The sequence below is a fragment of the Syntrophobacter fumaroxidans MPOB genome (assembly GCF_000014965.1).
In the GTDB taxonomy this organism is placed as follows: Bacteria; Desulfobacterota; Syntrophobacteria; order Syntrophobacterales; family Syntrophobacteraceae; genus Syntrophobacter; species Syntrophobacter fumaroxidans.
Map to the genome: position 1 here is coordinate 3,145,691 of NC_008554.1, position 14,062 is coordinate 3,159,752.

Here is a 14,062-nt window from a genome sequence, read left to right on the forward strand (position 1 = left end):
TCGAAACTCACCCTCAGCCATCCGCCGGGACATCCGCCCTCGACGGCGGACTCGACCCGCGAGGACGCTCTGGACGGCCTATTTCACTTTCTGCAGTTCACCGATGAGCGTCTCCAGATTCGGCCGCTCGTTGATGTCATGGATGTCGATGTACCGCACGATTCCCTGTTTATCGATGATGAAAAGCGCCCGTTCGGACACCCCGCCGGAGCGAAGCACCCCGTATTTCCCGGCAACCTCTCCGTGAGGCCAGAAGTCGGACAGGACCGGGAACCAGACACCCCCCATCTGTTCGGTCCACGCATACAGCGTGGCGATGTTGTCCGTGGTGATCCCGATGATCGTCGCGTCGGCGGCTTCGAACAGGCCTTTCACGATATTGTAGCCCGGCCATTGCTCCGAACAGACCGGCGTCCAGGCGGCCGGGACGAAGGAGATGACCACGTTCTTCTTCCCCAGAAACTGGTGCAGCGAAACCGGTTCCCCCGAAAGGGAAGGGAGCGTGAAATCGGGAGCCTTGTCCCCCACTTTGAGCTTGGGTTGGCTGTCGACGGGCTTCAATTTCCCCCCCTGGAATATCCTGCCCTGAAACTGCTCCGAGAGTCCGAGGGCGCTCGACGTCAAACCCAGTAAGGCACAGCAGGCGACGAGCGCGACAACGCGCGAGGTCATTGTCTTTTTCATGGCATCACACCCCTTTCCCCGGGGCGGGCTTGCTCAAAATCTTTTCGAGAAACTGCCCGGGGTCTCCGATGGCTCCCACTTGGGAGTATATGACGGAATGGGTTTTGTCCGGCTTGATCCTGATCACGATAAAATAGGGCGTCCTCACTTCTCCCAGCAGTTTGTGAACGGAAAAATCCGTATCGGGGAAGAGAGGGAACGCGATCCGGTAGAGGTCTCGAAAGGCGTTGACTTCGAACTGCGAATTGCCGGCGCCGATCCCGATGATCTTTACTTTATCCTTCAAATCGGCCCGATTTGCAATGATTTGATAAAGCTGATTCACCGCCGGAGCTTCTTTTTGACAAAACGGGCAGTACATGCTGAAGATTTCGACGATCACGACTTCCGCCCGGGTTTCCGGAATCTTGAAGGAAACCTTTTCCTTGAGGCCCAGATACTGGACTTCCTCCATCCTCTGCGGCGGCGGCAATACGAACTCAGGCAAAACCCCTCCCACGCCGGGGGGGCCGCCCGCGGCCCGGCAATCGGGGACAAAGGCCATGCCGGCGGCAATGGCCAAGATCACGAGCCACACTGCTCCATACCCTCTCTGATTCATCTCCCGTCTCCTTCCATCGGCTCTTGTACCAGCGTTCAAGTCCGCAGCATCGGGCGGGAGGGCATGAAGCCCTCCCCTTGTATGTCTAACGGGCACATCGGTCCATACAAGGTGCGGGGTTTGTCCCGCCCGCGTCACCTCCGGCACCCTCTGACGGGCACATCGCTCCGCAGGGGCGGGGGTTATCCCCTTTCGCGTCACCTCCCGCCGGGCAGGCGTCGTGTATGTCGAATGCCCCTCGGTATTACTTCCCGGCGCCGCCGGTCCTTGAATCCAACCAGTCCTGCATGTCCCTGACGTTCTTCGACATGCTCCACCTTCCATCGGCGAACACCCCGTAGTCCGCTCCGCTCATCGCCGCGGAAAACCGGGTTGAATTAGCATAGAATAACCATTGTTCCACCCATTTCTTTTCGATGGCCTCGTCAAAAACGTTGCCCTTTTGCGCGAGCCCTTTGGCCAATCCCTTTTCCCACGCGGTCATGACCATCCGCGTGGCCGTCAGGGTCATGGCGTCCGTGACCCGCAACGTATCGACGAACCGCGCCCAGTGGCCGTCCACCCATCCGCGGCTGTGGCAGGAAAGACACAGCTTCTCCATCCTCGCCTTCCTCTTGTCCTGTTCCGCCGCATCGATCAGGAACCCGGCCGCGGGCTTCCCGTCAAGACTGGTCGGCAGAGGCAGCCCCTCCGCGTTCCGGATGATGCTCGTGTCCGGGGATTTGGGATGGGCATGAGAGTAGATGAGGCCGAATATCCGCCACGGCAGGCGATCGGCGGCCCCGTGCGAACGCTGCGAAATCACCTGTCCATCCGTGCTGACGACCAGGCTCATGTGGCAGGCGGCGCAGGTTGGAGCGGTAAAATCCTTTCCGACCGTCCAGGGAACGTTGTGGAAGTTCCATTCCTTCTCCACGGAGGCATACACGTTGCCGTGCTTGCTCACCGAATAAACCTTGTAGGCGGGCACGTCCGGTCCTTTGTGACACTGCGAGCAGGTCGCCGGTTTTCGCGCCGTTTCGATGGAAAACTGATGGCGGGTGTGGCAGGAGGAACAACACCCCTTGCTGCCGTCGGGGTTGATCCGCCCCACTCCCTGGTTCGGCCAGCCCGTGAGCACGGGGAACTCCATGTCCCCCATTTCCGTGGAACGAGAAACTGTACCCGCGACCTCCACCACCGTTCCATGACAGGCAAGGCAGGAATCCTCGTCCGTCGTCCTCTCGGAGGGGCGGGCCGCCAGTTTGCCCTTTTCCATGACCTGCACGCCGTTGATGGAGTCCTTGAGGTCCCGGTAGAGGCTGTTCGCGGTGAGGTCGGCATAGGCATGGGCCATGAGGTTTTCATTGTACTGGTTCCGCTCCACCGGGTGGCAGACCGCACAGTCCGCGGGACTGACCACCGGATGGACGGGATATCCCTGGTGTTCGATGCCGTCTTTGTGATCGTCGGGATTCAGCGTATGACATTCGGCACATCCCACGCTGCTTCCGCCGAGTTTGTCGGGAAGCTTCTCGAAGGAGACCCGCCGCTCCAGAGCTCCCTTCCCGGCGGCATCCGCCGGGCTGACCCTCGCATGCGCGGATTTTTCCCAGTCCGCCACAATCCCGGGCGTTACCGTTGCGTGGCATTCCATGCACGCCCGGGAATCGGCGCTCAACTCGGCGCAGACGCCTGTTCCTCCCCCCAACGCGAGGAGCGTCGGCAACATGCCCAAAAAAAACCAACCCCATGCCGCAAAGCTCATCGTCCTCCGGTTTCCTCCAAAAAAACCAGCCATCTGTCCCTCCTCCATCACTCACCGGGAAACCGACTCCATCCCCTCGACAAAACGGGAGCCGTCCATGCGCCGCTCTCCCCCGTGGGGCCGGGAATGCAAAAAATGCCCGCAAACTACGGGCGAGATCGAACCTTGGCGCTGCTCCGGCTCCGAGCGGGGAAAGAACATTTCGACCCTGTGGGGACCGTGCCCGTCTTCGATGCGCCAGGCTGTAAAAAGCGCCCCCCGGGCCGCAACACACGGCGCCGGGCACAAACGGCACGGTTTGGAACTGTTGGATAAAACTTACCTTAAAAGATGGCGGCAGGAAAGGATAAACCCCTTCTCCCCGGTCGCTTTCGTCCGGGGATCGACAGTTCCGGGAATCGGGGCATCCCCCGCGGCACCGGAGCGCCCCGGATGATGCCCTCCCGGCAACGATCAACTGAAGGCGCCCGCCCCGTCGAGCCCGGTGGAGCTTGTTTCCATGAACCAGTGTTCGGGATCGACGTAGTAGAACTTCAGGTCCGCCAGCAACCGATAATGCTCGCGCTCTTCCTCGATGAGGCGCTCCAGGAACCTGCGCTCGTCCGCATCGGCGGCGCGATCGAGGGTTCCGGTGAAGAAGGAGATGCTCGCGTCTTCCATGCGCATTCCGGCTTCAATGGCCGCCACATCATCGAAACAGGCCCGAGAGACCTTTTGCTTTTCCGAGGCGATCTTTCGCAGCAGGGATTTCTTTCCCGCCGCGTCGATGGCGGACAAACCGCAGACCTCACCGCCGGCCCGACCCGCCTTCGCTTCTTCGTAGGCTTTCCGGATGATTTCCATGTGCTCGGTTTCCGCATCGAGAAGCATCTTGAACGTCGCCACGCCCACCTGGTCCGGGCAGGTCTTCATCGCCTGCGCATACAACTCCCGTTTTTTTTCCTTCAATTGCAGGGCAGTGCAATACATGTCCCGCGTCACATCCAAGCGTGCCATTTTCGACTCCTTCCTGTCGCGACCCATTCCCTGAACCCAAAAGGGCGTGTCGCGCAACCGACTCCCGCAGCCTGTCTCCGGCGCCCGCCCGGACCCGGCCGGGAAGCTTGTGCCGCAATGGCCGGGCAGGACCTGTCCGCTTGGGGGAATTTTGTTTTTCAATCAATCGTCCTCCGTACAAATAATAATATTCATCTAAGAATGTATATCTAATCTGTCACCACCCTTCATTATAAATTAAGAAAATTTTTATTTTCCCGTTTGCCATCAGATTGCTTGAAGCAAAACTCAATAGCGGGTACACGATGGACATGGAATCGCTTGCCGCGGGGGAGAAACCCAACCCGGCCTCATGCCTTTGCGGGATTGCCCCTCAGCCGAACTTGCGTTCGAAATGGTGATACGTACCGGAGCGCATGGAGCCCTCTCTTTGCTGCGTCCGGCCGGAACATCGGTCCGCAGGGGCAGGATTCATCCCGGCCCGCGTCACCTCCCGCCGGGCAGGCGTTCCGTGCCCCTGAAGGCACCTCGGTGTGAGTTCCCGCGCGGACCGGGGGACCGTCCGCCGTTTCGCCGTTTTCTAAAGAAAGACGGGGATCCGGCCGACTTAAGGAAAGGGGATGCGGAGCATGGCCCTCACGGCCCGCGGGGTTTCGCAACCCCTGGTTGAAGGCCGGAATCATATGTCGTGGCTTGCGCTGATTGGAGTTTGGCTGGAGATCGTTGATGTGCAGTTTATCTTGGTTAATACAAGAAAATTAATTTTCTGCAAACCAAGTCTCAAACTGCTTTGAGATGCATGTTTTTGCTTGCTTTTCCTGTTTTGGCCACTTACGATTGAGCCAATCGTTTGGAAAAGGCAAACTATTCGAAAGACTGGGACGCAAAGCTTCTGGCCTAAGTCCAAAAGGATATGGCAGCAGAGCCGCCGAGCGAGCACGGTATGAACGACTTCTTCAGCGCATCGCACATCATTATCGGAAAAAGCGGAACGATGTGCCCTGATGCCGTCCTCGCCATTCGGTCATTTTTCTCATCGGAATACAGCACCACGACCTTGCGGCGGTCTTTGCATCCCGGGATAAGGATCATAAAGGGAAGGTCATCGGTTCCCGTCACGCTCTCATGTAGGGTGAGCGGCGGGAGGAGAATTATTATCCGTTTTTTTCTTTCAGGTGCACAGCGGTGATCGACATGCGGAAGAAAAATGAAGGTTTTACCCTGGTTGAGCTGATGGTGACCGTTACGCTGCTGGCCTTCTTCGGGCTCGTCCTGGCGAAGACCGTCGGCACGAGCAGTTGGCTCGCGCACTACCGACTGAAGGGGGCCGCGCGGGACCTTGCATCGAGCCTGGAAAAAGCGCGTGCAAATGCGCTCAAGGAAAACAGGGAGTGGGGGGTGGCATTCGATACCGGCACCAACGCCTACGCACTCCAGAGCAGCGGGGTAGACCGCAAAATGGACACTGTCGCCGACAACACCACGCCGGAAGGGAACGTCAGCCTTGCCGCATACAAGAACGGCATTAAGTTCGGCCGCGGCGGGGTCTCCACGCCTCCTTCCATGGGGACCATCGGCAGTGACGTCACGTTCCCCGGCAATCTCGTTACTTTTGACGGTCGAGGGCTCCCGATTTTCGGTCAGCAGGGTTTTTGCTATCTGTCCAACGATGAGGGGGCGGTGTACGCCGTGGGCGTGCTGCCCTCGGGTGTGGTCAGAGTGCAGAGATGGACGGGAACGACCTGGAAATAGATCGGGAGCGGAATGAAGGGCTTGGGCTCCCCGGCGGCATGCGGGGCCGTTTCCGGTCGGTGGGTCCGCCGCCGGCGGGAGAGGGGTTTCTCTCTCCCCCGCACGGTCAACGGTTAAAGTCTCGATGAGATGGGACACAAGTCATGATTCGCAGACAAAAAGACGGTTTCACCCTGGTCGAGTTGATGGTTGCGCTGGCATTGTCCGGGCTGGTCATTGCGGCGGTGTACAAGACCCTTTCCTCGCAGCAAAGGGTTTACACCGCGCAGGAGCAGGTCGTTTCTACCCAGCAGGAACTGCGGGCCGGCATGGAGTACGTGGTGAGGGACCTGCGCATGGCCGGCTACAACCCCCACTCCATAGAAAGCACTTTCGGCATCAACGCGGTGGCGGCCGGCTCGATCACGTTCGCCACGGACTACGATGGGGACGGCATCCGCAATATCACGCCCCCCACTGTCAAGACCGACCCGAAAGTGGAGCTCATTTCCTACGTCTGCAGCTCAGCCGGCCTTGAGAGGCGGGAAAACAACGTCGCTTACAGCGATGGGACGCCGTCCACCTACGGCTACCTCCTCGCCGACAACGTCGTCGCCCTGGACCTGGTCTACCTGGACAGGAACGGCGCCGTGCTGGCGCTGCCGCTCACATCGTCCACGCAGCTCGCCTCGATCACGGCCGTCCAGATCACCATGGTGGTCAGGGCCGGAACGAAGGAAAAAGGCTTCAAGGACACCACCCAGTACAAGAACCAGCAGAACACGGTAATATTCACTCCGGCGACGGCCCCGGACCCGGATGAGGTAAACCGCCGCCACCGGCTGCTCACCACCACCGTGTGGTTGCGCAACTAACGGGAGGGACCAAGACCATGAGAAGAATCTCGCAGAGCCGCCGTGAAGGATTCACGCTGGTCGAAGTGCTGGCGGCGGTGGTGGTTTTCGCATTCGGGGTGCTCGCCCTCTATCGGCTGCAAAGTGCCGGCGTGCAGAGCAACACCTTCTCCAACGACCTGACGCAGGCCATCACCCTGGCCCAGGACAGGATGGAGCTGCTCATGTCCCTGCCGTACAACAACAGCGACATCCGGCAGAAGGACAACAACGGGGACGGCGTGAGCGGAATCGACAAGACCGTCGACGGGAGCGGCAACCCCATTTCGGACGGCAACGCAACGGTGGGCAAGTTCCACATATATTGGAACGTCGTTCCCAAGGATCCGTTCAAGCTCGTTTCGTCCGACGATGAGACCTCCCCCAAGCGGATCCGGATCATCGTCAGGTGGCAGCGGGGAGACAGGAGCTGGCATTCCGTGTCTCTGGAATGCGTTAAGCCGGACATCATCTGATTCCCGTCAGGTCGCGGATTCGGAAGCAGGAGACATGACCGTGAAAAAGCTCAAGGAAGAAAAAGGTTCGGCCCTGGTCATCGCGATTCTCGTGATCGGCCTGTTGGCCGTCATCGCCATCAGCACGACGCAGACGAGCCGGGTTGAGACCCGGATCGCCCGGAACGACCGCCTCTACAAGACGTCTTTCTTCCAGGCGGACGGCGGCGTCGAAACGGGAATCGTCCTGGTGGAAGAAGCCATCGAGGAAAGAGGGCTGAAGACGGACTGCACTTCGGAGCCCTGCGCCTTCGACAACGTGGCCATCCGGTACAACACCGCCTCGGACAATTCCACACGTTTCTATCTGAACGCGACGCCCGGATCGCGCATCCGTCCTTGCGATCCCGCTGCAAACCCCACGGGATGCACGGACACCGACGGTTGGCGGGATGTTTTCTATTATTCGACCGGCACCCAAACGGTGCCCACACTGGTCTCGGGCCAGAAGTCGTGTTCCGATCCCAATCCTCCGTCCAATTGCGTGCCCGTCACCCAGTTGAAGTTCGGCGGCGATACGTCCCTTTCGACCGGCGGGGCGATCCAGATGATCGCCGGATACGAAGGCAAGGGCAAGAGCTCGGCGGGCGGCGGGGCATGGATCGTCTACGCCATCCGATCGCGACATCAGGCGATGGACAACAGCGATTCGACGGTAGCCTGCAACTGGAGGCACGTCATGTGACGGCAAGGGCGGAAGTGTTTGCGGGAATGTAATCGCGAGCCGTCAGGCGATGCCGGGGATGATCTCGACGGGGCCCGGCCGCCGCGCAATCGGCGCCTGATCCGCTTGCCTCGTGCGCTTCGTGCGCACCGAACGGAAAAAAGCGCTCCCCGCGCCGGGGAGACCGTCAAAGTCATCATTCTGTTTCCGGTGGAGACAGCGGGGGCTGCCCGCAGAGGGACCTCCGACGTGTCGGATTTCAATTTGTTCCTAAAACAATGGGGATAAAGCCGATGTTTAAGAAAGCAACCGTTGCGATTATTCTGGTGATGGCAATTTGCCTCTCGAGCACGATTTTCTGTCCGAACGTCGCCAGGGCGGAAACGATGGGCGATTACAGTCTCATCCCTCCATTCGTCACGGCCGGCGCTTCCCCCCTGGTCATGCTCGTGCTGGGCCGGGACCACAAGCTATACTTTCCGGCGTACAACGACGCCATCGATCTCGACGCGGACGGCATCATCGAGACGCATTTCAAGCCGAGCATAGAGTATTATGGATATTTCGACAGCAACAAATGCTACAGCTACAACTCCAGCGCTTCACCCAAGCGCTTCGATCCGTTCGGTCCCGCCACCATGCCGGGCAGGACCTGCGACGGTTCCCACTGGAGCGGCAACTTCCTCAACTACCTGACCATGTCGCGCATGGACTGCATGAGAAAGGTGTTCTACGGCGGCTACCGTGCGGTGGACACCACGACGGAAACCGTGCTTGAGCGGGTCCTGCTCCCGATGGACACGCACTCCTGGGGCAAGGAATACTGCAGCATCGCTCACGACGGTTACGACATCAGGCAATACACTCCCCTTTCGCTCCCCACCGCGGGTTTCCGCCACCTGTTCGCAAACACCACCCCGTCCTCCGCGGGTGACCCGACGTTGCGCGTTCTCCCCAATAATTTTCATCGCATCTATGAGTGGGTGTCGAAGGAACGCCCGGAGGCGGACACGAGTCTGGTGATTTCTTCGGCGTCGTCCGGCACTCTCCCGAACAGCCACACCGACTTTACAAGCCGGTTCTCGACATGGGGCGGGACCACTACCCCCATTTATCTCGAATGCGTAACGACACCGGCGGCGATTGCCGGGACAGGAAACCCCTGCGCCGGAGCCGACCAAATGTATGAGAGCGACGTTTTCCTCTCCAAATTCACCGCGACGCTCACCATCAAGACAGCGGGATCCTACACCTTCGGAGTGGAAGGGGACGACAGCGTCGAGGTCCGGATCAAGGACTCCGGCGGCACCACGCGGGTCAACTGGGTCGGCGTGTACGGCGAGCACGATCTGCCCGGCATTCCTCCCTCGGCCCCCGCGAATTCGTCCAGCGCCGTGACTCTCGCGGCCGGGAACTACACGATTGAATTCAATCATGCCCACAAGTCGTCGGAGACGGCGGGCTATTACTTGTTCTGGAAGGGGCCCGACTCCGGCTCCACCACCGTCGCTTCCATCGTGCCTCCTTATTCCACGGCGACGCAATGCGGGCTCACCAACGTCGTCCATACCGTCTACGGCATGAACCTGCTCGCATCGGCGCTGACCGACTACAGCGTGCGGGTCAAGGTCGGCGTCAACTCCGGCACGATCACGCCCGAGAGCAACTGCAAGAGGTACGGCACCGAAGCGAGCCCCATCTACAAGCCGGTGGGCATCCTCCAGCGGTTCGGAGCATCGGATCGCATCCTCTTCGGCCTCATGACCGGCTCGTACAGCAAGAACCTCCATGGAGGCGTCCTCAGAAAGAAAGTGTCCTCGATTTCCAATGAAATCAATGCATCCACCGGGGTATTCACCAGCACGGTGGGAATCATCAAGACCCTCGACCGCATCAAGACTTACGGCTACAGCTGGAGCAGCTACGATTACGGCGCGTCGGGACCTGCATGCTGCCCCCTGATCGTGGACGAGCCGCTGGATGAATACCAGGCAAGCGCCGGAAGCGGGGCCTGCACCATGTGGGGAAATCCCATCGCCGAGATGATGTATGAGACCCTGCGGTATTTTGCGGGTCACGGCGCCCCGACAACCACTTACGACTACGGCACGGGTACGACGATCGACAGCTCCATGAATCTGCCGCGGGAAACGGACTGGTCGGATCCATACGCGACGCGGCCCAGTTGCTCCAAGCCGTTCATGGTCGTCATCAGCGACATCTACCCGTCCTACGACACGGACGACCTGCCGGGAGCCTCGTTCGGGAGCTTCTCTCCCACTTCGACCCTGACGGGCAAAAACATCGCAACCGGCGCAACGGAAACGCTCAACGTCACCGACCTGGCCAACACGATCTCGACCGGGGAAGGCATCAACGGCCATGATTACTTCGTCGGGCAGAGCGGGGCGTCCGCGGGCTATACCGGCGCATGCACGGGCCAGACGGTCAGCGGGTTCGGCAACATCCGGGGGCTCTGTCCCGACGAGCCCACGAAGGAAGGCGGTTACTACTCCGCTGCCGTCGCCCATTTCGGCCGCAGGAACAAGATCACTTCGTCCACGACCGACAGCCAGAGCGTCACGACCTACACCATCGGTCTGTCCTCTCCCAATCCCAACCTGGAGATCCCCGTCGGAGACAAGAAGATCACCGTGGTCCCGTTCGCGAAGTCCACGGGAACCGGTTACGGCATCCCCTTGACCCAGGGGGCGTTCCAACCGACCAATCAGAACGCGGGATTCTACCTCAACAATCTCGCCCCCAATATGACTTCCGGGGAATTCATGATCAACTGGGAGGATGCGGAGCAGGGGAACGACTTCGACCAAGACGTCCTGGTGGTCTACAAGTGGCAGGTCATCGACGACTCCGGTAACGCGGTCTCCGATCCCGCGCTCGGCACCCAGGTGGTCATCAACCTGAGGTGCCTGTATTCCTCGCAGGGTCTCGATACGCATTCGGGATTCACCCTCTCCGGAGCGCTCAATCCGGACGGCACCGATGCCGACGGCCCCTGGCTCGTGGTCAAGGACATCAACAATACCTACCAGTCCTACTGGCTGGACTACCAGAATTACAGGGGGTATACCGGCGTGACGGCGCTGACGACGAGTTGGACCGGCGTGTTCAAGCCCAAGCCCAGCGCCACGGGGGCCGACCTGATCAAGACCCCCCTGTGGTATGCCGCCAAGTGGGGAGGATTCGAGGACGCCGACGGCGATGACGTGCCCGACCTCCAGCAGGAGTGGGACAAGGGGAAGACCGGAACGCCCGACACCTATTTTTACGTGACAAGCCCGCTAAAGCTCGAAAACGCGCTGAACAGCTCCTTTTCCGACATTCTGCGGCGTGCCGCCGCGGGAACTGCGGCGTCGGTCATCTCCAGCACGCGTTCCGGTGAAGGCGCCATCTACCAAGCGCTCTTTTATCCCGAATTCAAGGACGACCTCGGAAACACCGTGAACTGGGTGGGCGAGATCCACTCGATGATGGTGGATTCCTATGGGAATATGAGGGAGGACACCAACGGAAATCACGTGCTCGACGTGACGAACTGCCCCGACGACGTGAGCGGCAACCCCCTGTGCGACTACATTCTGCAGTTCAGCTCGGAATTCATCAACATAGTTTACAAGTACAACGACGCCAATGGGAACAGCCAGCTCGACACCGACGAAACCGTCAGTCCCATCACCATCGGCACCATGCGAGGCTGCCGGGCCGATGAAATGGCGCTGCCGATCGCATCGCGCCAGTGCATCGCGTACCTGTGGTCGACGAGCGCCACGATGAACGCCATCGCGGATTCCGACATCATCACCCAGCGCAGCTCCTACGACGACACCAGCAACAAGCGGTACGTCTTCACCTTCATCGACGGGAAGGACAGCATCGGGAACATCGACATGATTCCGCAAAGCACGGAAATCGTCGATTTTACCGAAGCCAACTCGGAAATCATCAAACCTTACCTGCACATGTACAAGCCGATTTTCGGGACCTTGCCCGGCTGGGTTCCGACGGTGAGCATGACCGCCGGCACCCCGTACCAGGATTTCCTGTCGAAGCAGGCGAAGCGGATCATCAATTACATCCGCGGCCAGGATCAGGCAGCCTACACGTCCTCCACGTCTCCGGCCTACACCATCCCGGCGATGCGGCCCAGGCAATCCAACTATGACGAAAGCGGGACCGCCGAAACCTGGAGGCTCGGGGACATCGTGTATTCCACCCCGACCGTGGTGGCGGCGCCCTCCGAAGATTTCGATCTTCTCTACAAGGACACCAGCTACATCGATTTCTACCGCAAGTACCGGAACAGGCGGATCGTCATCTACGCGGGAGGAAACGACGGCATGCTGCATGCCTTCAACGCGGGTTTCTACAGCTCGAGACACAAGAAGTTCTGCCTGGACTGGAATTCGAGCCTTACCGATCCTTGCCTCGATGCGGGCCGGGATCTGGGCACCGAGCTGTGGGCATATGTTCCGTATAACCTGCTGCCGCATCTCTACTGGCTGACCGATGCGGCGTACACTTCCGAATATCATGTCAACTACGTGGATTTGAAACCAAGAATCTTCGACGCCAAGATCTTCGCGGCGGATACCGACCATCCCAACGGATGGGGAACGGTGATGGTGGTCGGAATGAGATTCGGGGGAGGCAAGATCCGGGCCGATCTGAACCACGACAACACTTACAGCACCTCGAGCACGCCCGCGGACCGGATCATGAGATCGTCCTTCTTCGTCATGGACATCACGAATCCGGAGGTTCCCCCGAAGCTCCTGGCGGAGATTTCGGATGATTCCCTCGGGTTCACGACGTGTTATCCCGCCGTGCTCACAATGAAAGACAAGAACCCCACGGCCACTTTGAACGACTGGTACCTGGTGCTCGGGTCGGGACCGCACGGGGCCGGCGGGCCCGACGGCAACCCCGGCGCCGACAACACGGCGCTCACGTACGGCACGAGCGACCAGCCGGGCAAAATCGTGCTGGTGAGCCTCAACAACCTGGCGCAAGGGACCACGGCCATGCAGACCCTCGACGGAACCACCGACGCCTTGTCGTTGGCCGGCCAGGTGAAGCCGTTCTCCAGCCTCGATACGTATTCCTTCATTTCCGATCCCATCGCCGTGGACTACGACCTCGACTACAAGGCGGATTCAATCTATTACGGCACCGTAATGGGAGGCTTCGTCACGGCTCCGGTAGCCGGCCCCATCCCGACCTCGCCTCCTCCGTGGGGCGGGAAGCTGCGACGGCTCGTAACGGCCGACGATCCGGATCCTGCCACCTGGATCAAGAACAGCGTCCTTATCGACCTGTCCAACATCATCACGTACGATGGCGGCGGCGCGGTGGTGAAGGACTATCGTTACGGTCAGCCCATTGTCGCCGCCCCCGCGATCGGCAAGGACGCGAGCAAGAACTGCTGGGTGTTCTTCGGAACGGGCAGGTTCTACAACCGGTTGGACGCCACCGATGCCACGAGCAACAATATGATGTCCTACTACGGTATCAAGGAGCCGGCGACCGGCACCAATCCTCCCGTTCTCACCTGGGCCACGGTGGATCGCAGGGATTTGCTCGATGTGACCCAGGCGCAGGTTTTCGAGGGAGGCTCCACGGTCCAGGGCGTTACGGGCGCGACAAATTTCGACGCGCTCAGGTCCCTCGTTGCCACGAAATCGGGCTGGTTGATCGATTTCGTCAACCCGACGTCGCCCTTTCTCACCGGGGAACGGAACCTCGGTCAGGCCACCCTGCTGGGCGACATTCTCACGTTCACCACCTACACGCCTTCGACGAACGTCTGCAAGTTCGAGGGAACCAGTGTATTGTACGCCTGTTATTACGGCACGGGCACGGCCTATCCGGAATCCGTCATCGGGCTCGGCACCAACTTTGTCGTCGAAGGCGGCACCAACAAGTTTGAGGTGTTGAGGAAGGTCTCCCTGGGACAAGGCCTGACCCTGACGCCGAACATCCATACCGGGAGGGAAGACGGTTCGAACGTCTACGTCCAGACGAGTACCGGCACGATCCTCCAGCTCAAGGAGGCAAACCCCGGCATGGTGAAGAGCGGCAAGGCCGGGTGGGAGGAATGGATGACACAGTACTAAGCCCCCGCATGGATCGGGGTCGATCCGCGCCCTCGTCCCGGAGCGGCAGGCGTTCGCTTCGGGATGAGGGCAGGGCGCCCCGGCGGTGTACACATAG

General features: G+C 60.0%; 9 protein-coding genes and 1 riboswitch. Of the genes, 5 read left to right on the forward strand and 4 right to left on the reverse strand.

Translation table 11 applies throughout. The features are described from left to right. Positions 1-78: 78 nt before the first annotated feature. The 4 genes from SFUM_RS13190 to SFUM_RS13205 form a co-directional block, all read right to left on the reverse strand. Positions 79-684, reverse strand: coding sequence for a peroxiredoxin (locus SFUM_RS13190; protein ID WP_011699394.1), 606 nt, complete (start codon positions 682-684; stop codon positions 79-81). 4 nt (positions 685-688) lie between these two features. Then, a complete protein-coding gene (locus SFUM_RS23360) occupies positions 689-1,285 on the reverse strand; it encodes a peroxiredoxin family protein (RefSeq protein WP_167321349.1) in 597 nt (198 codons plus the stop codon). 244 nt (positions 1,286-1,529) lie between these two features. Continuing rightward, positions 1,530-3,065, reverse strand: coding sequence for a multiheme c-type cytochrome (locus SFUM_RS13200; RefSeq protein WP_011699396.1), 1,536 nt, complete (start codon positions 3,063-3,065; stop codon positions 1,530-1,532). Between the two features lie 420 nt (positions 3,066-3,485). After that, positions 3,486-4,028: a ferritin family protein gene (locus SFUM_RS13205; protein WP_041440519.1), complete on the reverse strand. Its 543-nt coding sequence runs from the start codon at positions 4,026-4,028 to the stop codon at positions 3,486-3,488. Positions 4,029-4,876: 848 nt separating this feature from the next. Beyond that, a riboswitch (cyclic di-GMP riboswitch) is annotated at positions 4,877-4,961 on the forward strand. 261 nt (positions 4,962-5,222) lie between these two features. Between SFUM_RS13205 and SFUM_RS13215 the strand changes: the two genes are divergently transcribed. The 5 genes from SFUM_RS13215 (at position 5,223) to SFUM_RS21855 (ending at position 13,965) form a co-directional block, all read left to right on the forward strand. Continuing rightward, positions 5,223-5,780 carry a GspH/FimT family pseudopilin gene (locus SFUM_RS13215; RefSeq protein WP_011699398.1) on the forward strand — a complete coding sequence of 186 codons (558 nt, stop codon included), beginning with the start codon at positions 5,223-5,225 and terminating at the stop codon, positions 5,778-5,780. A gap of 143 nt (positions 5,781-5,923) precedes the next feature. Next, entirely contained in the window at positions 5,924-6,634 is a 711-nt protein-coding gene (locus SFUM_RS13220; RefSeq protein ID WP_011699399.1) for a prepilin-type N-terminal cleavage/methylation domain-containing protein, read from the forward strand. Positions 6,635-6,651: 17 nt separating this feature from the next. Beyond that, entirely contained in the window at positions 6,652-7,128 is a 477-nt protein-coding gene (locus SFUM_RS21850) for a type IV pilus modification PilV family protein (protein WP_049766374.1), read from the forward strand. A 40-nt stretch (positions 7,129-7,168) separates the two neighbouring features. Next, on the forward strand, positions 7,169-7,852 hold the full coding sequence (locus SFUM_RS13230) for a pilus assembly PilX N-terminal domain-containing protein (RefSeq protein WP_167321350.1): 684 nt from the start codon (positions 7,169-7,171) through the stop codon (positions 7,850-7,852). Between the two features lie 272 nt (positions 7,853-8,124). Further along, entirely contained in the window at positions 8,125-13,965 is a 5,841-nt protein-coding gene (locus SFUM_RS21855; RefSeq protein WP_011699403.1) for a PA14 domain-containing protein, read from the forward strand. The last annotated feature ends 97 nt before the right edge of the window (positions 13,966-14,062 follow it).